Consider the following 20,689-nt stretch of genomic DNA (forward strand, 5'->3'; position numbering starts at 1 on the left):
GGAATGCAGTCGTGGTCGAGAAGCAGAAAAGAAAAGTCACGTATATAGGAATTGCAACTGTGCTGCTTCTCCTGGGCACCTTGCTATCTATCGGCCTGGGCAGCGTTCGTATTTCACCCATGGATACCCTCCTCACCGTGTTTGGTCATGGAAGTGAAGCCAATATAACGATTCTGTGGGATATTCGTATCCCCAGAGTTTTTCTAGCCTTAGTTATCGGGGCTAATCTAGCAGCTTCTGGTGCATTACTCCAAGCTGTCCTGCTCAATCCACTTGCAGATCCTGGATTGACGGGCGTTTCGAGTGGTGCAGCAGTTGCTGTATTGCTCATTATATTGGTCTTTCCTAACTTGTACTCCTTAGTTCCATTTGCTGCCATCATTGGAGGCTCGGTAGCGGCCCTCATGGTCTATGTATGGGCGTGGAGCAAAAGAACGGGTTTTGCACCAATTCGGGTTATTCTGTCTGGTGTTGCTGTGAATGCCGTCTTCGGTGGAGTAATCGGACTACTCTCCATCCTATATAGCGACAAGCTTCCGGCGGCGCTTCAGTGGCTGAACGGCAGCCTATCCGGTAAAGGGATGGATGGCGTCACGACAATTCTTCCCTATTCAATCGTGGGATGGATAGCCGCACTGCTGTGCATTCGCCAAGCGAATATCTTGCGTCTAGGCGAACAGGCAGCACATAACTTAGGTCAGAATCTGACGCGCATTCGTTTTGCACTCTCTTTCGTTGCCGTGTATTTAGCTGCCATTTCCGTATCGACAGTTGGTCTTGTCGGATTCGTGGGTCTCGTCGTTCCACACATCGCACGCATGCTGATTGGCTCCGATTATCGTGTCATGCTGCCACTGAGCGTTGTGCTTGGAGCACTTGTTCTACTTGTGGCAGACACACTCGGACGCACCGTATTCGCGCCATTAGAAATACCCTCCGGCATCGTTATGGCGATGGTTGGGGGACCTTATTTCCTGTATCTGATGCGAAAGGGGGAGGCAGCTCGTGCTTGATGTACAGTCATTAACGATTCGATACGGAGAGAGAACCATCGTCAATGATTTCTCAATGGATGTGAAAGAAGGAGAAATCGTCTCGATTATCGGGCCCAACGGTTCGGGGAAATCGACGATTCTCAAGGGTGTATCGAGGCTCATCTCCTGTGAGAGCGGTCGCGTCTGCATTGCACAGCAAGAGCTGCAATCGCTCAGTACGAAGCAGGTATCGCGCATCATGTGTATGTTGTGTCAATCGAACACAAGCCCTGCGGATATGACGATTGAAGAGCTTGTTGGCTATGGCCGCATGCCGCACAAGAAGTGGTTTGAACGCTTTAATGGCGAAGATTACGATATCATTAACTGGGCACTCGAGCAGACGGGGATGACAGCTTTCAAGGATCGCCTTGTTAACTCGTTATCCGGTGGCGAGGCACAGCGTGCTTGGATTGCCATGGCATTAGCGCAGCGTCCCAAAGTGTTGCTGCTCGATGAGCCGACTACATATCTCGACATCGCACATCAATTAGACGTGCTGGAGCTAGTCCGTAAGTTGAATCGTGAACTGAATTTGACCGTGGTCATGGTTCTGCATGATTTGAATCATGCGAGTGCATATAGTGACAACATTTGTGTGCTGAAGAGTGGACAACGATATCAATATGGGAAGCCAAATGATGTGCTGACGAGCGATTTGCTCCGACATGTCTACGAAGTTGAAACCGATATTCAATATGGTGAGCAAGATGCGGGACCCCGCATACATATTCTAAAGAAAAGTGGGAGTGTGTCCTAATGAAGCAACCCGATCTAGAAACCAGTAAAGGGCAATACTTGAAGTTCTCTGAAGGCTTGAAAACGTTAATGCTAAGCACGGTAGATGATAAAGGTAGGCCGTTCACCTCCTATGCCCCATTTGTTAAGAAAGACGGTAAACTATATATCTTTATTAGCCGAATTGCGAATCATTTCCGTTATATGGAGAGTAACCCTTCGGTTGACGTTATGTTGATTGAGGATGAAGCCTCTACAGAGAACCTATTTGCAAGACAACGTGCTCGTTTCGTATGTACGGCTGCTAATATTGGGAACGAAGATAAAGAAGATATTTTCGAACTGTTCGGCGACCGTTTTGGTAACCAAATGATTAATGTGTTGAAAACGTTGGACTTCTCCTTATTCGAGCTCACCACGACAGAAGGCCGCTATGTAGCTGGTTTTGGTCAAGCTTATGATATTGATTTGGCAGCAACGAAGTTTGAACACGTAGCTAGAGACGGTCACCAACCAGCAAAAACGTCCTAATCAGATCTCTAAACCTGAATCTCAAAGGAGTGTCTAAACATGAGTTTTGAAACGGTATTGCCCATTTGGAACGCGATCCAAGGTCGTTTCCATAAAACAGTCCAAAAGCTCCCCGAAGCTGATTTGACCCTTGAATTGGGTTCAGCTTCCATCGGTTATATGCTTCGTCATAATGCTGAGGTTGAGTATATGTTTGCGAACTGGTTTTTCGGTGTGAAAATCCCTGAAGGCATTAAGCTGTATACAGCAGGCGGTCCGAATGGACCTAAGGTCAAGCCTGCCTTCACCAACTTGCAAGAATTGGTTGACGATTTGACGGCATCGAACGATTTTCTAATTGAAGCGATGCATAACTTGCCTCAAGAAGCTTGGACGGTGCCAGTTGAATCCCCAATGGGCCCATCCACACCACTGGAAGCAGTAGGCAGACTTATGTATCACACAGGTATTCATTCCGGTCAGATATCGTTAATTCAGAAGCATTTCGCTGTGAAAGACAATGCCGCAGAGGCCCCAGCTCAGCACTGATATTATGAAAAAAGAGACTACGGGGACCTTCCCGTAGTCTCTTTCAATTCGGGCAGAAGCCCGGTGTCTTGGCGCAGAGGAGCTTTGCATACTTCGGATCGAGCTTGGCAAGCTCTGTGAAATAGCTGCTAACGGCATGATTACCTGCGAATGAACCTGTTGGAAAGTCGAGCTCAACGGCTTTTTTAACATGAATATAGTGATATAGGTCACCTGTACGAGGTGATTTATAGACAAGAGGCGGCAGCGAAGGAACCATATCATTGCGATTATACACGCGATAGTGGGGACCTGTTTTACGATTAAATTGACCTGCGAATGTGGTGTTACCGACTCGGGGTGAACCGAATGTGTAGACAGAAGGGTCTCTAAACTTGGTGTTCGTTGCCAAATCAGCTGCACATAGGGTGGCAAGTGAGCCGCCAAGGCTGTGACCTGTGAGGTAGAGTTGTTTCTGTGGGGATAGTTTACTCATGGCCGTTACAATTTGCTTGCGAGCGGATTGGTAAATGTCCAGAAACCCCTGGTGCACAAGACCGCCTTCTTTGGCATAAGGGTAATCGGTCTGCCTGGCGATGGCATCCGAGATCCAGTCCGATGTGGTAGACGTGCCTCGAAATACTATCACAATTTGACTGTCGGATTCTGCAATAAAGCCAAATAGCTCACGCCCGCCTAATGCGGAATTCGCCGTGAATGGGGTCACGATCCGGTAGGCAGCGGGTAAAATAACGCTTTCGGTTCCTTGTGCCAATTGGGTATAGCTTTGACCGCACATCGCTGCGAGGCGAAGAGCAGTTCGCGTATCCATTGAGTTGTTGAACATGATGACATGCCTCCACAGCCAGGATCAGATATTCCATTGATATGAAAATATTGGATACATGTCCTCTGACAACTGCCTATTTGTGGAGGATTTCAGGTATAATAGGCATGTTGCAACCAGTACAAGAGTGAAGTTAGGTTGGTTGCAATGAGAGGAAAGGTGGAATAGACACATGTTGAGAAGGTTTTTTTCGTACTATCGGCCCTATAAGCACTTATTTATTTTGGATTTTACTTGTGCGGTGGTGGCTGGGTTACTGGAACTAGGGTTCCCGCTAGCCGTCAATCAGGTTGTCGATAAATTGCTTCCTGCAGGAAATTGGGGCTGGATTATTTGGGCATGCGTAGGTTTGTTAGCTGTCTATGCACTGAATACACTGCTGAACTTTGTTGTTACGTATTGGGGTCACATGCTGGGGATTAACATTGAAACAGATATGCGGAAGAAAATGTTCCACCATCTGCAGAAGCTGAGCTTCCGGTTCTATGACAATAACAAGACGGGGCAGTTAATGTCGCGGATGTCGAATGATTTGCTGGAAATTGGCGAGGTTGCGCATCATGGTCCAGAGGATTTATTTATTGCAGTCATGACGCTTATTGGGGCACTTGTGCTCATGCTCCAAATTAATGTGAAGCTTGCGCTGCTTACGTTTGTTATTGTGCCGTTCCTGTTGTGGATTGCGGTATACTTTAATCAGAAAATGACCAAAACCTTCCGTCGCATGATGGGCGATCTAGCGGATATTAATTCGCGAGTTGAGGATAACATCGGCGGTATTCGTGTAGTACAAGCGTTCGCGAATGAAGCACATGAGAAGAAATTGTTCGAGGTGAACAATGGCCGATTCCGATTGACGAAGTTGGCTTCCTATAAAATCATGGCGTGGAACATTTCATTAAGCTACATCTTAATGCGTTCCGTGACGGTATTCGTCCTTATCTGTGGTACGTGGTTTGTTATCGATAAGCAGATTAGTTATGGTGAGTTCATTGCCTTTGTTCTATTAACGAATGTATTCTTAGGCCCGATTCAGAAAATCAATAACGTCATTGAGAGCTATCCGAAAGGGATTGCTGGCTTCAAACGCTATGTAGAAGTCATTGACACCGAGCCGGAAGTGGATAATCATCCGAATGCTCGGAAGGTAGATCACTTGGATGGTCAGATCAAGTTTGATAACGTCTCCTTCGGGTACGGGGAAGAAGATCGCGTATTGAACAACATCACCCTCTCTATCCGTGCAGGGGAGACGGTTGCTTTCGTTGGGCCGTCCGGCGCAGGCAAAACGACGATCTGCTCCTTGCTGCCGCGCTTCTACGATGTTAGCGAAGGCAGCATTACGATTGATGGGCTCGATGTTCGTCAGATCGAGCTAGAGTCGCTGCGCCGCCAAATCGGCATCGTGCAGCAGGATGTATTCCTGTTCTCCGGCACCATGCGGGAGAACATTGCGTACGGCAAGCTAGGCGCGACGGATGCGGAGATCTGGGACGCTGCGCAGCGCGCGCAGCTGCAAGGCTATATCCAGTCCCAGCCGAAGGGACTGGATACGGTAATCGGAGAGCGCGGCGTCAAGCTCTCCGGCGGGCAGAAGCAGCGCCTCGCGATCGCGCGCATGTTCTTGAAGAATCCGCCGATTCTCATCTTAGATGAGGCGACATCGGCGCTGGATACCGAGACCGAAGCGGCGATCCAGCAGTCCTTGGCGGAGCTGTCGAAGGGGCGCACGACGCTCGTCATTGCGCATCGACTCGCGACGATCAAGAACGCGGATCGTATCGTCGTTGTAACCGAAGACGGCATCACCGAGCAAGGCGCGCATGAGGAACTCATCGCCGTCGGCGGTGTGTACAGCCGCCTGCATCAGGCGCAGTTTAGTTCTTAAGAAGCTTTCGCCTCCCTGTTTGTTCAGGGAGGCGGAGGCTTCTTCTTTTACGGCGGTATCGTGCCATGACATGGCGCGGGGGGCTCTTTCGCATAAATAACGTTACGAAAACACCCTATTCCCTCGTAAAATGAAGAATCTCGAAGAATAGCGTTACGTCATAGCGTTATTCATCCTGAACAACCGAATTTCGCTTCATTTGGCCCGAATAGCGCTATTTCATAACGTTATTAATCCGTAGAACGGTAGCGTGGGACTAATAACGTTATGGCAAACCTTTATTTTGGAATTGCATGTGACTATCTGTGTAAAGGGTGATGCTTACCGGTGAAATCAATCATTTCCGTGAAAATTTACCAAGCTGTATGCTAATAAGCCTCCATATATATTCGGCAGTCTATGATTCGACTTTTGAGAGAGCCTGTTTCCTGCATGCCTCTAAGGCTGCAAGTTTCCACACCGCTGGATTCCACGTCTCTGAAAGAGATGGTGTGATTATTTTTTTACGACAGAATAGACTAGTCCTGCCCAAATCCTTCGTGCTAAACTAGGACCATACAACAATTATTTACCTAAGGTAAATTATAAAAGAGGTGGCACGGATTGAAGTCAATAGGACGATGGCTATTACTGGGTGCGATTACGTTGATCGGTATTTTTTTGCTGAGTAATATTCGGCAGATGTTCTTATCCGTCCAACCTGATCAGATCAAAGTAACAGTCAATGCCAGTATTAGCATGCAGAAGCTAAGTGAGATGCTGCCGGGCAGCAAGATCTTGAATGAAAAAAGTGGACTCCTAGAAGTCCCTTACGGCAAGTTCTGGGAGTACCAAGGCACAGCCATGACGATCAAAGGTGTGCTGCGATCCGCTGTCGTTCCACTTGAGAAGCCTATCATCTCATGGCGCTATTATGGCTACACCGTTCAAGATCAGCTGAAAGGCTTCTTGCATGGCGACTTTGGCAAATACCGGGATCCCTATACGCGCAAGGAAGTGCCAATGACGACAGTGATCCCCAAAATGCTCCTCAAAACCTGCACCTATTTCATCCCTGGCCTGCTGCTCGCGATCTTGCTCAGTATGCTAGTCGCACTGTGGGCTTCCATATCAAGACGCATTGGAGTTGTGCTGGATGGCATTCATGCACTGCTTGTTGGATTACCGGACTTTTTCCTGATCGTGCTCATTCAATTGGCGGCGATTTACGCAACGAAGATCCTCGGACACTATGTACTGCTAATCGTTCAAGTAGGTGACAGAACGCCATTCCTCATTCCTTTTTTGACGATTGCACTGATTCCGTCGGTGACGATTTATGGAACGCTTCGCGTTGCGATTACACGGGAATTGGGGCAAGATTACGTTGTTACTGCACTAGCCAAAGGATTGACGCGGCGCGAAGTGCTCTTCTCGCATGTGCTTCGGAATGTGCTCGAGGATGTGTTGGCGATTCTGCCAAGAGCAACGACATTAGCCCTTGCTAGTATGGCCGTTGCGGAGGCGATTTGTGGCATTGGGGGCTTAGGTGGCTTCATCATTCTGCCGATCTATCAGGGGATTACTTCCATGTCCGCTATCTGTGTGGTGCTGGGCGTAGTAGCCATGGCTTTTCATATCCTGTATGCGCTGCTGCGAAAACGGTTCGTGGTACGTGCGGAGGAGGTGGTGAGACCATGAGAAAACGTCGTTCTACCGCTTTTTATATATCCATCGCAATCTTGGCGCTGTTCCTGCTGGTGATGCTGTTCGGGTCCTGGTTGAAGCCGCATGGCATCTCGCCAGAGGATAAAATCAACATGATTCAGTATCAAGAGGACGGCAAAACCAGATATGCCATCCCGCCATACGCACCCAATAGTACCTTCCTACTTGGAACCGATCACCGTGGATTCGACATGCTCAGCCTATTATTAAATGGGTTAAAATACACATTAGGCACGGCGCTTGGTCTGACCTTGCTTCGTTTTATCGTGGCGTTGCCCTGGGGCTTATGGAGCGGGATGACGAGCAGAGGGCGTGGCCTTCTCCGTTCCTTACAATGGGCGGTTGCGGCGGTGCCGGCTTTTATTTTCCTCTATCCGCCGCTAGCGGGGATGTATTATGGGCTAAGGCTCGATCTGGGAGCCAAAGCAGATCCGCACAATAAGCTGCTGTTCAGCATCACCTTCGTTATCTTAATAACCCTGATCGGCATTTTCCCGCTGGCATATCAGATTGCAGATCGGACACGCTTTTATAGTGGCAAAATGTTCATAGAAGCCTCCCGCCTCATGGGCGGTTCGTTCTGGCATCGGACGCTTCGGCATATTTTCCCTTCGATGCGGAATGAAATGATGTTCACCTTCTTAAGCGAGTTCATGCAGGTGTTGTTCCTGTTGGGGCAGCTAGCCGTATTCAATATCGTGCTCGGTGGAACAGAGACGATCGGCGACGAGGAAGCCGGCTTCCAGATCACCATCAGCACCTCAGGGGAGTGGCTGTCACTGATCGCCTACGGCGCACGTTATATACGTCTGCACCCGTGGATCATACTGAGTGCGGGCACAAGCTTTGCGTTGTTATTCCTTTCCCTGCAATTTTTCCTGAATCAGCTCAAGCGCCTCTATGGCGAAGAACGCCAGCTGATGTAATAGAGTCGAGTGTCCATCTGAAGGGTGGGGCTCGGCTTTTTTTGTTGGTCGTGTAGAAAAAGAGGCGCTACATAACAATTAACTGGAAAATCTACAGCTATTTTCGAACAAAATGGACGGAATTTACAAATAGATGGATTTTATCCCGTTATTTCTCCCGGATTTGCCTGATATGCCGGAAATGGCCATAATTAACTGTACATTTTCCAGCTATTCTTCAAAAGAAGCCAAATCAGGGCAATTTAACTGGAGTTTTTCCATTTATTATTGTGGAAGCCCCTCAAATCTAGCTACTTTTACACACCAATCCTCCCTCCCAAGCCACAATTCCTCGCCCCCCACCAATCCTCCCTCCCAAGCCACAATTACCCCCACCACATCACCTCCCGCCCCCTAGACGCTAATCTACCGCTTGAAAAAACGGGATCAACAAGTCGCGAGTACACTAGGAACACAATTAATGTTACAATGGTACACATTATGTGTTATAATACCTTAAAAGGAGGCGGACGAACCATGGAGGACAAACAAGACAAAACGAAACGACTCTCGGTTTATTTGCCTGAGAAAGTGAAATCCGAGTTAGAACAGATGGCGGATGATACGGGGTTATCGATGACCCAGTTGATTGTCATGGCGACGCAGGGGCTGCTTGCTAACTATGCTGCACAGGGTGGCGCGATTTTTGCGGATCTGTTGTCAGCGCGGCATCGTATTCTACACGAGGTGAAGGAGAAGCAAGCGCTTCTTGATCAGGAAAAGCTGAACATGCAAGCTTACTACGGCGCGCGAGCGGAGGAGTATGAGCGGATTTATCACCGGGAGGATGCGGATTATCAGCAAGAATTGGCGCTTCTGTCTAATATTCTGAAGGGGCAGGTAGAGGGGCACCGCGTGCTGGAAATTGCTTGCGGCACGGGCTACTGGACACACATTGCCGCAGAAACGGCGACAAATCTTGTTGGCGTGGACATCCGCCCAGAGGTGCTGCGTATCGCGGAGTCGAAGACATGGCCGAGGGGGAATGCGTCCTTCAAGGAAGGAGACGCCTATGAGCTCTCCGAGATAGGAGGAGAATTCGACTTCGGGCTGGCGAACTTCTGGTTTTCGCATATTCCGCGGAATCGAATCGAGGGCTTTTTACAAGGTTTCCATGAACGGTTGGGCAGCGGGGCTCAGGTGTTTATCGCAGATAATGTGTATGTGCCGGGCAGGGGCGGTGAGCTTATCACCCTAGAAGATAGCGAAGACACTTACAAAAGACGTGAATTAGCCGACGGATCCAAGCATGAAATACTCAAGAATTATTATAGCTACGAAGAGTTAAATGATATTTTCCGACCCTTGTCGCAGCATTTGCGCATCTTCGTGGGAGCCAGCTTCTGGTACGTCAGCTATACGATTAAATAGCTCTGACCCATCCAACATGGGTATGATGCATATAATAAAGGAGGCCATAACCATGAGTGTAACATTCCATACGACGGTGATGAAAGCCCATAATAAAAATGCCACGGGGATCTCTATCCCCGAAGAGGTCATGACGACGTTAGCAGGGGGCAAAAAGCCAAGCGTGTCCGTGACGCTGAACGGCTACACGTACCGGACAACCGTCGCTGTCATGGGCGGTGAATACCTAATCCCGCTGAGTGAAGCCCATAGACAAGCATCCGGCTTGAAAGCGGATGACCCTGTTGAGGTAACGTTGGCGTTGGACCTAGTCCCTCGGACCGTGGAAGTTCCAGCCGACTTATCTTCAGCGCTATCTGAAGCGGAGGGCGCCGTACAACGTTTCGAAGCCCTCGCTTTCTCCAAGCGCAAAGAATTCGTCCGCCAAGTCGAGGACGCGAAGACACAAGAGACGCGCCTACGCCGGATTGCCAATGTTGTTTCGCAGATGAGCAGCACTTAGCGGTACATTATTACTGCTTAACACTTAGTGTCCTGATGTGAACTTCAGTCCGAGCACACCGACCAGAATTAGGACCATAAATAAAATCCGAGTCAAACTGATCGGTTCATCGAGAAATAGCGTACCAATGATAATCGCGCCGACTGCTCCAATGCCGGTCCATGCCGCGTAGGCCGTTCCAATGGGAAGGGTTTTCGTTGCTACAGCTAAGAAATAGAAGCTAACAATCATGCCAAGAATCGTAACAATCGAAGGGACAAGTCGTGTGAAGCCATTGGAGAACTTTAATGAGATCGCCCATACGACTTCAAATACACCTGCAATAGCTAGAAATAACCATGCCATCATGAACACTCCTTTATAAGAGGATATAGTAATGTCAGTGCCACAAAAAAACAGAGAAAAGCCCGGGAATATCGCACGAATGCGATAGACTCCCGGGCTTTTCTCCCTCCGTGACCACAGCATATTTGCTGTGTGTTTTCCCTTGGACCAGCCGACGGTAAGACGCCGCGGAACCCTAGAAAACGACATGCCGTTATTATAGGCTCGCTAACATGCGATGTCAAGTTACACATTTTGACTGCTGCCTGTTTAGCTTGTCCCTATTCCTCTAGCGCTATGTTGTTCAATGCCAAATGCGCACGGAACATAGCCATCGTATCAGGATGCTCTTGTTCGGGCACCCATGTTGCGGAATCCCAGATTTTAGACAATTTAAGGGCGCGACTGCAGTGGACGAAGCATTCCTGCACCTCAACGCCGACCGCGGCGATTGGCGATTTGCCATTAAGCTGCATAGTCGCAAGGAGTTCCTCATCATTCGTCAGCCAAGCGCGTCCATTGACGCGAAGTACGTTCTCAACGCCAGGGATGATGAAGATGAGGCCTACTTGCGGGTTGGCCAGTAGATTATACATTGAATCGACTCGGCGGTTTCCCAGTCTTTCCGGATAAACGAGGCGGTGATTATCGAGAATGCGAACGAAGCCGGGGCTATCGCCGCGCGGGGAAACATCACATAATCCATTCGCACCCGAAGTGGATAAGAAGAACAAAGGTGATTTGGCGATGAACGCTTGGGCGTGCTCGTCAATTTGATTGATTACTTTATTTTGTACGGCAGGATGAGGCTCTCCGATTATAGCTCTAATTTCATTGATGGAACGAACGATGCCGGGAAATGGGGGTGAGGTACTGTCTTGTATGTTGTCCATGCGTTCTTTTCCTTTCTCGAGGCCAGGAGGCCCTTATTCAAAATATCATTGCGGAACATAATAAAATCGGCTGTATGTCTCCGTGGGCTCCCGCCTTCGCAGGAGGGCGGAGCCGGTTATTTGGTGTTTCCTAGTATACGCCGATAGCCTCGTTCCAATGAATGAAGCCCTGCAAGCCGCTCTTACGAGCAAAGCTTGCAGGGCTTCATTCTGTGCCGAGAATATTACTTGGATTCAGCAGTTAGTTGATTGTAAATATCATCCCATAGAACTCGTCTGGCTGATACGTACCGCTTCGCATAATAGGATTCGCTCAACTTATTCTTAACAACACCTTGATTGGTAGCGGAGTGAACGAATTCACCATTACCGAGGTACATCCCTACGTGAGAGATACCGCTGCCATCTGTGTTGAAAAATACAAGATCGCCCTTACGAAGATCACTTTTGTCAACCCAGTAGCCTTCACTGTTTTGTGATTTGGAGCTGTGTGGAAGATCGATGCCGAACTCATCGAACAAGTAGGACGTGAACCCAGAGCAATCGAACCCTTTGAGTGTCGTTCCTGCCCATTTGTAAGGAGTCCCAACAAGGTCGTTTACCGCTTTATCCATATCGGATGCTGCGAAAACGCTTCCTACACTTACGCTCAAAAACAAAACAAGACTAAAAATAAGACCAACAACTTTCTTCAACTGCTTGTCTCCTTCCGGTGCCTACGAGGTTAGCTGGAGGGTTCGGTTGAAGGTTCCCTATGATCCCTGTCTTGCAAGATCAATTCACCCGGAGTGGTTCCCCCGTTTCCCCAAAAACTGAGGAATTCGGCATGAAATATTTGGTTTTTTGATGCTAATATTTTTATTTCGTCATAATGTTTGAAATTCCTCTTTTACGGGTACATAAATAGGCAAAAAAATAGTCTAATTGTTCGGAAAATAGACAAAAAAATCCCCATTCTCAAAGAGAAGGGGATAATGCTTGTTTATTCACTTTTTTGCCCGATATTAATTGGATATTTTGGCTGAAAGTAGCTGATATTGGGAAGATATGCCCCAAATTTGGATGAATATATGAAAGAGTGGGTAGAGTTGATAAATGATTAGGGCTACTAGCCCTGCCCATAGATATGTAGCTGTGACTGTGACCCCTGCCAAAAGCCATGTGAACAACAATAGGATAATGGCAAGTCCGATAATCGGCAGCGAATTACGAAAGAAAGAGAAGAGGGTTGATAAGATCCCTAGCTTGGCTGCAATAGCGAATTGCACGTACATAAATAGAAGCTGCAAGAGAAAACCGTAAAGCATCAGGCCAAGTATCCAAGGAAGAAGCTTCATTACAATTTGTTCGTAGGAACCACTATGCCCTAGCAAATAAGACGCTTTGGGAATAAGCCAAATGAGTGGAATCAGCGTTAGCGCCATGCGGATCAGATATACGAGCAGGAAAGGGAGCATGAGCTGCTTCATCCCGCGAAAGAAGCGATAACCAGCATTCTGGTGAGAGTGGGTAAGCGAATAGTAAACACCGCCATTGAAGAGAGGCGTCAACAACATCCGAACACACAAGAGGGCAGCTAACCACCATAAATAGGAATGGCTGAGATCTGTTTTAATTAATTGGAACTGGCTTTCAGCTAGAAAAATCTGCAATGCCTGCTTGGGCTGCTCAGCGCCAGGGAACCGATGCATGAGGGGGATGAGTATTCCCTGTACGAGTTTATACAGGAGAACACCCCAACCCATCTGATATAGGAACAAAATGATCGTGGCAAAGGGCTGCGCCATTGCTGCCCTAAAGCCTGATTTGATATAGGTGGCCAACGAGGGTCCCTCCTCAGTGTATGTTATGAGACGTAAGCCAAGTCCTCACCAGGCAACTGAGCCAAATACGGCTTGTAGGAATTGAATAATGCCGAGATTCCAGCGGATTTGCCACTTCGTATTTAATTGTGTTTGATAAAAGTTGTTGATGTGCTTATTTTCGAGAATCAGCGTGTACTTAGGATCAATGCGCACCCAATCGACAGGGGAGGCATGGATCAATTTGAATTCGATACTACCTTCCTTGCCATCCCATGTTTTATCTAGCGTAGTGCCATCAGCGAAGTGGAACTGAATCGGCACTTCCTGTGAGTTACCGCCAAGCTTCACGATACGGACCGTACTTTCGTAGGTCTCCGAACCCTTGGTGCCCTGTGGCTGAACGTGAACACTCTCGACGGAATAATCTATCATCAGATTGCCGTAGACATATTGATTAAAGAAGTCGTCCCAATCTGTTTTACTAATCTCCTCCACGACCTGTTGGAAATCTTTCGTAGACGGATGTTTGAACTGCCACTTCTGGAAGTAAGATTTCATGATGCGATCCATCGTCTTGGTACCGACTTGCGCCTCAATAGCTTTGAGTACGAGCTTGCCACGCGTGTACACATTTTCGGCATATTGGTCATGCCCTGTATACGCCCATGCTTCTTTCTGAAGTCCATTGGGTGAAGTGATATAACTGGATTCGACAGGTAAATTAGGTACTTCCCCGTATTCGGCTTCCATGACTTTATCCTCTGCATAAGAAGTAAAGCCTTCATCGAGCCATGCTTCTTCGAATTCGTTGCTGGCAACCAGTCCATAGAAGAATTGGTGGCCGATTTCATGGACGACGACGCGTTCCAGTTCTAAGTCTGGATCTTTGTCGCTGGCCCCCCATGCGGTGACTAAGGTTGGATATTCCATACCGCCAGCACCATTCCCACCAGGAGGAGGGACGACGATGGAGAGGGTCGAGTAAGGATACGTTCCGTACCATTGACTGTAGCGGGAAAGTGCTTTTTTGGCCGCATACATATACCGATCCTTCAAGTTTTGATGGTTTGGATCCAGATACAATTTGATTTTGACGCCTGGAATTTGTGGTGTAGAGAAGGGTTCTTCCACGTAGACGAAATTAGGAGAAGCCGACCAAGCAAAGTCATGCACGTCCTCGGCATAGAACTGATATGTCTTCGTGCCCTTGTCCGTCACAGCAGGTTTAACAGGAAACCCTGTAGCTGCCACCGTATAATTCGCGGGTACTTGAATTTTCACATCATACATGCCGAAATCGGCATAGAACTCAGAATTCCCATGGTATTGATGGAGATTCCAACCAGGCTCGGCTCGTCCCCTAGTCCCCTTGCGCTCATAAGCGGCAACCTTCGGAAACCATTGACCAGCCATCACGAAGTCACCGACATATCCCATCCTGGCAAAAGCTGCAGGCAGCTTAACAAGAAATTCGGTTTTGATCGTTACACTTTCCCCAGGCCCAACAGGTTTGGTTAACGGTATTTTGAGCAGCGTGTGGTCATCCTTATTACCGTCATCTGGTTGAACGAATGACATTCGTTTGGAGAGATCATCACCCGCGTCTGATTTCACGGAGAGCAGCTCCATACTGCCAGTACTCTCTTCTTTCGCTTCATCTTCTCGCAGCTTTCCGCCAGATTCACGCATGAACGTCGTTTTCTTCGAGGCGAATGCATTCGGATAGAGGTGAAGATACATGTCTTGTACAGGGACTGAGCCAGGATTTTCCCATGTAAGTGTTTGTTGACCTTGGAGTTGTCTCGTTTCTGGTGTGTAGGCAACATTCATGTGATATTCGGCAATACGGTAACTAAGTGGTGTTGAAGTTTCTAACGGTTTGCCATTATCTGCAGGCTGCATGTCCGGTGTCTGAACATAGGGAACTTCTTTAGAGACGACAGGAACAGTCCCTCGTGGTGTGGAGGGGAGCAAGGTGTTCGTTATTAACACTGCGCCGGCAGCAAGGAGCATGACAGCAAACCACTGTACCTTGCGGCTATTGAATAGAGCATTCATATCCATGAGATTCACCCCGCCTAAACAAGCATCTACAGCATGTATATGTAGACAACCTAGGGAATATTTCTGCGAGGCGAAAGAAATATATGAAATGTCCATGGGAGCCTGCCGCCACTTGTTCTACCGAGTGACTTTCGCTACAATGAAAGCATGTCGTCATTTTAACCTAATGTAGAGTGGAAGGTGCCCTAATGGAAGCGGATAAGAAGAAGCTGGCCTTAAATATAGTAAGTTCGAAAGTGAATCACAAAGGCTTCGGCGCAGGAGCCATTGATCTGAGTAACGTCTCCGGTATCATTATTGACGGGGATGAAGCGTATTTGGATGAAGGTACTCTGCATGCCAAGAGTAAGATTGAGAAAGGGATTAAATTCTCCACGAACAAGGAAGATGTCCCGAATGGTCGGAAGGCATGGATCGTCTGGGTAGCGGTTGATCGTACAGAAGAGGGCGCTTACTATGCAGGGATGTCTGCTTGCGAAATGCTAATCGATACCGAAGCGCGCCGCGGATGGAAGATTCTTGCGGAGCATGTTAATAAAATGGACGGTGCAATGAAACGCAAATTCATCCTCGAAGGCTTGTCTGACAGTGAACGATCAGCCCTTCGAAACTGCCTGATTGCGCACAACGAAGACTGGTGGAATCGCTCGGATGGAAGCCTTAAGGACGCACTCTCCTAAGCTTTAGGCGGGGAATATCGAGAATATGAACATTATGTGTCATCCATTGTTCCGCATTGTCGAAGCGGGTATACTAGACCCTAGTGTATGTTACCTCATATACTAGGACAGCAAAAAGGCAGGACTAAGACGCGCTTAGTACTGCCTTTTTGTGTTTTTATGTAGTGGGAAATTAGTCGTTCCACCACCGTTTTAGATCGTTCCACCATGAGCCGTTATCGCCTTTGGTGCCCGCTTTTTGACCGCCTGCCGTATCTGGATTAGCAGGTTTCCCCGTACAATAGGTTGTGGGTTCAGTTCCCGCAAGGAAAGCCTCCATTTTAGCATTCGGACAGTCCTCATTCGACAATTTGCCGCTCACAGGGTCAATATAAACCGTCGATACCCCTTCAGGGATCGGGAACAGCTTGGGCGGAATCGCATCCAAGGTCTGTTCGGTGAAATCCGCGAAGATCGGTGAAGCGAGATGTGATTCTACTGTAGTGATATTACGGCTCTTGTCATAGCCGACCCAGACTGCGGTGGAAAGCTCTGGTGTAAATCCGACGAGCCACGCGTCTGTATCCGTGGTACCTGTTTTGCCAGCTATTGGCCGTTTAATCGTACTAGCTACACGGTTACCGGTTCCACCCTCTTCGAAAACACTCTCCATTAAATTGGTCATTACATACGCAACTGCAGGTGGTATCACCTGTTCCTCTACAGGAGTTGCTTCATATAAGACACGCCCATTCGCATCTTCAATTCGCAGAATAGCCGTCGTTTCATGGTGCACACCTTGGTTCGCAATAGAGGCAAAGGCCGAAGCCATCTCCAGTGGACTTACAGGGAAAGAGCCTAGTGCTAAGGAGGGCAGCGGCTTCATTGGAGAAGCAACACCGAGCTTACGCGCGAAGTCTATCACCTTCTGTGGTCCCACCTCAAGAATCGTATGCACCGCATAAATGTTATCTGATTTCGAAATCGCCTGACGCATATCCATATTCGCATTTGTATACTGATCATTGAAATTTCTAGGCGTATATTGTTGGCGTCCTTCATCGTAAGTAAATACCGTCGGTTCACTCTTGACCATAGACACAGGGGTGAGGCCATTCATAAGTGCAACCATATATACGAAAGGTTTAAAAGAAGACCCAGGCTGTCGTGTATTCGACAGGACGCGGTTGAACTGATTTTCCGCATAGTCGCGACCGCCAACCATAGCTTTGATCTCACCCGTGCGCGGATCTACCGCGACAAGCGCAGCCTGTAGATCGGGCTTACCTTCGAGCTGCTTAGTAATGACATTCTCAGCAATGTGTTGGGCATTCTTATCCAGCGTCGTATAGATGCGTATGCCGCCTTCATCGAACTGTTCTTCCGTGATACCGAGCTTTTCCGTCGCTAAATTACGTACATAATCCCTGAAATAAGGGGCAACAGAAGGCTTCTTTTTCGTTAATGGCAGAATCGTCAGCTTTTCCTTGCCTGCAGCATCAGCAGCACTTTGGGTAATAAATCCGCTGTTCACCATCGTCTGGAGAACGACCTTTTGCCGATCCATCGCATTCTGCAAATCATAATAAGGGGAATAGTAACGCGGCCCTTTCGGTACCCCGGCAATCATAGCGCTTTCGGCCAATGTCAATTCACTGGCATGTTTGCCGAAGAAAAGTTCAGACGCAGTCTCAATGCCGTAAGTCGAATGCCCATAATAGATTTGATTTAGGTAATCAGCGAGAATATCATCTTTGCTTAGCTGCATTTCCATTTGAATGGCATACACGGTTTCCTTGAATTTACGCGCCCACGTACGATCATGAGTTAAATATAAATTACGTGCTAATTGTTGGGTGATGGTACCTGCTCCTTGCACCTTCGCCATCGCTTGGACATTCACAATGGCCGCGCGTGCTACGGCTTTAACGTCCACACCGAAATGATCGTAGAAATGCTGGTCCTCCACAGCAAGTGTTGCATGTATTAAGTAAGGTGAGATGTCTTTTAATGAAACGACTTGCCGATTCTGCCCTGAATAAAAGGTATCAATCACCTCGCCATGTACATCATACATCTGAGAGGTTTGCATCGTTTTGGTGACGGGAAGGGTTTGAGCGCGCAAATAAACGAGAAAAACGGTGGTCCCGATGAGCAATAGCAGGCTGCAGGTAAAGAAGAACGAGAAGGTCTTTTTAATCCGTCTCATCCACCTCATAGAAGCAGGAATCTCATCGTTCCGTCTGGCAGCTTGTGTGTCTGGTGTTTGTTGGCGAGGCTTCTCATTCGTATTCTCATTCTCGGACATGCTTCCCATGCCTCCCTTCTCCTTGCCCAAAGTCGCTATTAACCAGTATGGAAAAGCATGGCAGTCCGTATTCAATGAATTGTAAATATTTTTTGTTAATTGGTTAAAAGATCGAGGAAAATATTGCATTTTGGGGGTAATGAACTATAATACAATTTGGACGTGTCGAGGGACTGGAAATTAACACCCTAACTCGTATGACTTTTCCAGCTGGTGGAACACTGTTAGAGATAACCAATGTCAGGAATTATTCATCCAAATAGAGAAGCGAAAGAAGGGTTACTTTATGGAATTATGGTACACAGAGAAACAAACGGATAGCTTCGGTATCACGGCAAAAGTGACTGAAACTTATGTAAGAGAGCAAACGGATTTCCAAGATCTTTCCATGATCGAAACCGAAGAGTGGGGCACGATGCTAACACTTGACGGCATGGTGATGACAACGGTGAAAGACGAGTTCGTCTATCACGAAATGGTTGCTCACCCAGCGCTTGTTACTCACCCGAACCCAGAGTACGTACTTGTTGTGGGCGGCGGAGACGGCGGCGTTATTCGTGAAATCATGAAGCACCCGAAAGTAAAAAAAGCCGTTCTTGTTGATATCGATGGCAAAGTGATCGAGTACTCCAAGAAATACCTGCCAACCATCGCTGGCGAATTGGACAACCCTCGTGTTGAAGTAATCGTTAACGATGGCTACATGCACATTCATGATCACAAAAACACGTACGATGTCATCATGGTTGATTCCACTGAGCCTGTAGGCCCAGCTGTTGAGCTGTTCTCCAAAGGTTTCTATCAAGGGATCTTCGATGCATTAAAAGAAGACGGAATCTTCGTTGCTCAAACGGATAACCCATGGTTCAAAGCAGATTTGATCCAAACCGTAAATCGCGATGTGAAAGAAATTTTCCCGATCGTTCGTGTATACAGTGCGAATATCCCTACCTACCCAAGCGGTTTGTGGACATTCACAATGGGCAGCAAGAAGCACGATCCGCTTCAAGTAGAAGAATCAGCAATCCCTGAATTCCCAACGAAATACTACACACCACGCTTGCACAAAGCAGCGTTCGTGTTGCCTAAATTCGTTGAAGATTTGATTAAATAAGCTGCATAATCGCAGATTTGAACGGAGGGAGTCGCTTTGTCGGCTCCCTTTTTGTTTTGGGCAAGCAAAGCTTGCCATTGTGTAACTCGGGCCCAAACTTAACCCTAATTCAACCTCACCCGAAGCCCTAGCCAAACTCAACTCAACCCGAACCCGAACCCCCGGGGCTAGCCACCAAGCATGCCTACTAAGCAAATAACTGGATTTTCTACAGCTATTTTAAGCAAAAACAAGGCATTTTCCCAAATAACTGGATTTCCTCCCGTTATTTCAGGACATTTTTGATCAAATGGGACATTTCGGCGAAATTAGATGTAGAAAATCCAGTTAAACTTACTTAATTCTCGTTTTACCCGGAAATAGATGTAGGAAATCCATTTAATTGCCTGATCCAACCCAACCCAACCCAACCCAACCCAACCCAACCCAACCCAACCCAACCCAACCCAACCCAACCCAACCCAACCCAACCCAACCCAACCCAGAAACTAATTTAACTAGCTTACGTTCCTTCAAGTAATAATACTTCCTTATTCAATCACTGCCATACAGCTGTCAGTAGCACCTAGCTATACTGTAAACATAAGGACAGGACACGAATCGCAGCAGCTCGAAGCACCAATGCTAGCACCAACAATCACGTGAGCAACAAGCCAGAGCGAGACTGCACCCTGTACCATCACCCCTAGGAGGTTGGATATATGTTTACAACGATAGAGAGCTTTATCCAAGAATACGAAATGGAATCAGCCACAACGCAGCAACTGCTAGATACATTAACAGATGAGTCGCTCCAACAAACGCAAGCTGAAGGTTACCGTCCACTTGGCTACATTGCGTGGCATTTGGTTCATGCAGAACGCGGTATGCTGTACGGAACGGGGTTGAAATTCGAATCGCCGGCTATCGTGAATACGCCACCTGCGGTGGCGGCAGTTATTGCGGAAGCGTACCGGACAACAACGCAGAACATACTTAACGCAATCCGTACACAATGGACGGATGAGGATCTGCAGACGGTGGTTACGATGTTCGGCATGCAATGGACGATCAGTACAACACTCCACAGCTTCTTGAAACATGAAATTCATCATCGTGGTCAGTTAACAATTCTAATGCGTCAAGCGGGACTTCCCGTTATCGGTGCCTATGGCCCAGCCAAAGAACAATGGGCTGCTATCGGTAGGCCAGTTCCAACCTTATAGGTATAGATTCACGAGCCTCCAAGTCCGTTTTCTGACGGATCAGGGGGCTTTTTTCGACTTGAATGGCATCGATAGAGTAATTATCGTTCACTTTTGCCAATTGGGGACTCGTCTGCTAGTTTCCTAATCCTCTGCCATGCATTGAATTTACTTATCCTTTCATATACACTATTAGCTAACATGCCTACGCTTTGGCGCGAGTTGCCATACGTAGCAACAGAAGAAGA

Annotated in this window: 20 protein-coding genes and 2 riboswitches; of the genes, 12 read left to right on the forward strand and 8 right to left on the reverse strand. The window is 47.7% G+C overall.

What is annotated here, in order from left to right; genetic code table 11:
- Positions 1-11: 11 nt before the first annotated feature.
- Genes AC58PV_RS29050 through AC58PV_RS29065 form a run of 4 tightly spaced genes read left to right on the forward strand, consistent with a single transcriptional unit; the run spans position 12 to position 2,831 of the window.
- Positions 12-1,013, forward strand: a complete 1,002-nt coding sequence (locus AC58PV_RS29050; protein WP_497436274.1) for a FecCD family ABC transporter permease — start codon at positions 12-14, stop codon at positions 1,011-1,013.
- Positions 1,006-1,794 carry an ABC transporter ATP-binding protein gene (locus AC58PV_RS29055; RefSeq protein WP_497436276.1) on the forward strand — a complete coding sequence of 263 codons (789 nt, stop codon included), beginning with the start codon at positions 1,006-1,008 and terminating at the stop codon, positions 1,792-1,794. Before AC58PV_RS29050 ends, AC58PV_RS29055 begins: the two co-directional genes overlap by 8 nt.
- Complete coding sequence (locus AC58PV_RS29060) at positions 1,794-2,303, forward strand: HugZ family pyridoxamine 5'-phosphate oxidase (protein WP_497436277.1); 510 nt, start codon at positions 1,794-1,796, stop codon at positions 2,301-2,303. The genes AC58PV_RS29055 and AC58PV_RS29060 overlap by 1 nt, the downstream gene beginning before the upstream one ends.
- 39 nt (positions 2,304-2,342) lie before the next feature.
- Complete coding sequence (locus AC58PV_RS29065; RefSeq protein ID WP_497436278.1) at positions 2,343-2,831, forward strand: DinB family protein; 489 nt, start codon at positions 2,343-2,345, stop codon at positions 2,829-2,831.
- Positions 2,832-2,874: 43 nt separating this feature from the next.
- On the opposite strand, the gene AC58PV_RS29070 is transcribed toward AC58PV_RS29065, so the two are convergent.
- Positions 2,875-3,657 carry a lipase family protein gene (locus AC58PV_RS29070; protein ID WP_497436279.1) on the reverse strand — a complete coding sequence of 261 codons (783 nt, stop codon included), beginning with the start codon at positions 3,655-3,657 and terminating at the stop codon, positions 2,875-2,877.
- A gap of 172 nt (positions 3,658-3,829) precedes the next feature.
- On the opposite strand from AC58PV_RS29070, the gene AC58PV_RS29075 reads away from it, so the two are divergent.
- The 5 genes from AC58PV_RS29075 (at position 3,830) to AC58PV_RS29095 (ending at position 10,090) form a co-directional block, all read left to right on the forward strand.
- Positions 3,830-5,545, forward strand: coding sequence for an ABC transporter ATP-binding protein (locus AC58PV_RS29075; protein WP_497436281.1), 1,716 nt, complete (start codon positions 3,830-3,832; stop codon positions 5,543-5,545).
- A 603-nt stretch (positions 5,546-6,148) separates the two neighbouring features.
- Positions 6,149-7,225 carry an ABC transporter permease subunit gene (locus tag AC58PV_RS29080; protein WP_497436282.1) on the forward strand — a complete coding sequence of 359 codons (1,077 nt, stop codon included), beginning with the start codon at positions 6,149-6,151 and terminating at the stop codon, positions 7,223-7,225.
- Positions 7,222-8,178, forward strand: a complete 957-nt coding sequence (locus AC58PV_RS29085; RefSeq protein ID WP_497436283.1) for an ABC transporter permease subunit — start codon at positions 7,222-7,224, stop codon at positions 8,176-8,178. Before AC58PV_RS29080 ends, AC58PV_RS29085 begins: the two co-directional genes overlap by 4 nt.
- A 516-nt stretch (positions 8,179-8,694) precedes the next feature.
- Complete coding sequence (locus AC58PV_RS29090) at positions 8,695-9,588, forward strand: methyltransferase domain-containing protein (RefSeq protein WP_497436284.1); 894 nt, start codon at positions 8,695-8,697, stop codon at positions 9,586-9,588.
- A 52-nt stretch (positions 9,589-9,640) separates the two neighbouring features.
- Positions 9,641-10,090 carry a YdeI/OmpD-associated family protein gene (locus tag AC58PV_RS29095; RefSeq protein ID WP_497436285.1) on the forward strand — a complete coding sequence of 150 codons (450 nt, stop codon included), beginning with the start codon at positions 9,641-9,643 and terminating at the stop codon, positions 10,088-10,090.
- A 24-nt stretch (positions 10,091-10,114) separates the two neighbouring features.
- Here AC58PV_RS29095 and sugE read toward each other — a convergent pair whose 3' ends face one another.
- The 5 genes from sugE to AC58PV_RS29120 form a co-directional block, all read right to left on the reverse strand.
- A complete protein-coding gene (sugE, locus tag AC58PV_RS29100; RefSeq protein ID WP_068668009.1) occupies positions 10,115-10,435 on the reverse strand; it encodes a quaternary ammonium compound efflux SMR transporter SugE in 321 nt (106 codons plus the stop codon).
- An 87-nt stretch (positions 10,436-10,522) separates the two neighbouring features.
- A riboswitch (guanidine-I (ykkC/yxkD leader) is annotated at positions 10,523-10,625 on the reverse strand.
- 70 nt (positions 10,626-10,695) lie between these two features.
- Positions 10,696-11,307, reverse strand: coding sequence for an MSMEG_1061 family FMN-dependent PPOX-type flavoprotein (locus tag AC58PV_RS29105; protein WP_497436287.1), 612 nt, complete (start codon positions 11,305-11,307; stop codon positions 10,696-10,698).
- Positions 11,308-11,531: 224 nt separating this feature from the next.
- Positions 11,532-12,002 carry a C40 family peptidase gene (locus AC58PV_RS29110; RefSeq protein ID WP_068668007.1) on the reverse strand — a complete coding sequence of 157 codons (471 nt, stop codon included), beginning with the start codon at positions 12,000-12,002 and terminating at the stop codon, positions 11,532-11,534.
- Between the two features lie 3 nt (positions 12,003-12,005).
- Positions 12,006-12,144, reverse strand: a riboswitch (cyclic di-AMP (ydaO/yuaA leader).
- 167 nt (positions 12,145-12,311) lie between these two features.
- A complete protein-coding gene (locus AC58PV_RS29115; RefSeq protein WP_497436288.1) occupies positions 12,312-13,130 on the reverse strand; it encodes a hypothetical protein in 819 nt (272 codons plus the stop codon).
- Positions 13,131-13,175: 45 nt separating this feature from the next.
- On the reverse strand, positions 13,176-15,176 hold the full coding sequence (locus AC58PV_RS29120) for a M1 family metallopeptidase (protein ID WP_497436289.1): 2,001 nt from the start codon (positions 15,174-15,176) through the stop codon (positions 13,176-13,178).
- Between the two features lie 188 nt (positions 15,177-15,364).
- Here AC58PV_RS29120 and AC58PV_RS29125 point away from each other — a divergent pair, with 188 nt between their 5' ends.
- Positions 15,365-15,856 (forward strand): YwhD family protein, encoded by a 492-nt coding sequence (locus AC58PV_RS29125; RefSeq protein WP_068668006.1) that lies wholly within the window; start codon positions 15,365-15,367, stop codon positions 15,854-15,856.
- 172 nt (positions 15,857-16,028) lie between these two features.
- On the opposite strand, the gene AC58PV_RS29130 is transcribed toward AC58PV_RS29125, so the two are convergent.
- Positions 16,029-18,143 carry a transglycosylase domain-containing protein gene (locus tag AC58PV_RS29130; protein ID WP_497436291.1) on the reverse strand — a complete coding sequence of 705 codons (2,115 nt, stop codon included), beginning with the start codon at positions 18,141-18,143 and terminating at the stop codon, positions 16,029-16,031.
- A 286-nt stretch (positions 18,144-18,429) separates the two neighbouring features.
- Here AC58PV_RS29130 and speE point away from each other — a divergent pair, with 286 nt between their 5' ends.
- On the forward strand, positions 18,430-19,257 hold the full coding sequence (gene speE, locus AC58PV_RS29135; protein WP_057311106.1) for a polyamine aminopropyltransferase: 828 nt from the start codon (positions 18,430-18,432) through the stop codon (positions 19,255-19,257).
- Positions 19,258-19,635: 378 nt separating this feature from the next.
- Here speE and AC58PV_RS29140 read toward each other — a convergent pair whose 3' ends face one another.
- Positions 19,636-19,773: a hypothetical protein gene (locus AC58PV_RS29140; RefSeq protein WP_497436292.1), complete on the reverse strand. Its 138-nt coding sequence runs from the start codon at positions 19,771-19,773 to the stop codon at positions 19,636-19,638.
- A gap of 185 nt (positions 19,774-19,958) precedes the next feature.
- Here AC58PV_RS29140 and AC58PV_RS29145 point away from each other — a divergent pair, with 185 nt between their 5' ends.
- Complete coding sequence (locus tag AC58PV_RS29145) at positions 19,959-20,462, forward strand: DinB family protein (protein ID WP_497436293.1); 504 nt, start codon at positions 19,959-19,961, stop codon at positions 20,460-20,462.
- The last annotated feature ends 227 nt before the right edge of the window (positions 20,463-20,689 follow it).

Source organism: Paenibacillus sp. J22FR83, assembly GCF_059691955.1.

What these genes read in the sequence shown, in the direction of transcription:
- AC58PV_RS29060 (WP_497436277.1), top strand. Translation starts at nt 1,794, where the DNA reads ATGAAGCAACCCGATCTAGAAACCAGTAAAGGGCAATACTTGAAGTTC.
- AC58PV_RS29065 (WP_497436278.1), top strand. Translation starts at nt 2,343, where the DNA reads ATGAGTTTTGAAACGGTATTGCCCATTTGGAACGCGATCCAAGGTCGT.
- AC58PV_RS29070 (WP_497436279.1), bottom strand. Translation starts at nt 3,657, where the DNA reads ATGTTCAACAACTCAATGGATACGCGAACTGCTCTTCGCCTCGCAGCG.
- AC58PV_RS29075 (WP_497436281.1), top strand. Translation starts at nt 3,830, where the DNA reads ATGTTGAGAAGGTTTTTTTCGTACTATCGGCCCTATAAGCACTTATTT.
- AC58PV_RS29085 (WP_497436283.1), top strand. Translation starts at nt 7,222, where the DNA reads ATGAGAAAACGTCGTTCTACCGCTTTTTATATATCCATCGCAATCTTG.
- AC58PV_RS29090 (WP_497436284.1), top strand. Translation starts at nt 8,695, where the DNA reads ATGGAGGACAAACAAGACAAAACGAAACGACTCTCGGTTTATTTGCCT.
- AC58PV_RS29095 (WP_497436285.1), top strand. Translation starts at nt 9,641, where the DNA reads ATGAGTGTAACATTCCATACGACGGTGATGAAAGCCCATAATAAAAAT.
- sugE (WP_068668009.1), bottom strand. Translation starts at nt 10,435, where the DNA reads ATGGCATGGTTATTTCTAGCTATTGCAGGTGTATTTGAAGTCGTATGG.
- AC58PV_RS29105 (WP_497436287.1), bottom strand. Translation starts at nt 11,307, where the DNA reads ATGGACAACATACAAGACAGTACCTCACCCCCATTTCCCGGCATCGTT.
- AC58PV_RS29120 (WP_497436289.1), bottom strand. Translation starts at nt 15,176, where the DNA reads ATGGATATGAATGCTCTATTCAATAGCCGCAAGGTACAGTGGTTTGCT.
- AC58PV_RS29125 (WP_068668006.1), top strand. Translation starts at nt 15,365, where the DNA reads ATGGAAGCGGATAAGAAGAAGCTGGCCTTAAATATAGTAAGTTCGAAA.
- AC58PV_RS29130 (WP_497436291.1), bottom strand. Translation starts at nt 18,143, where the DNA reads ATGTCCGAGAATGAGAATACGAATGAGAAGCCTCGCCAACAAACACCA.
- speE (WP_057311106.1), top strand. Translation starts at nt 18,430, where the DNA reads ATGGAATTATGGTACACAGAGAAACAAACGGATAGCTTCGGTATCACG.
- AC58PV_RS29145 (WP_497436293.1), top strand. Translation starts at nt 19,959, where the DNA reads ATGTTTACAACGATAGAGAGCTTTATCCAAGAATACGAAATGGAATCA.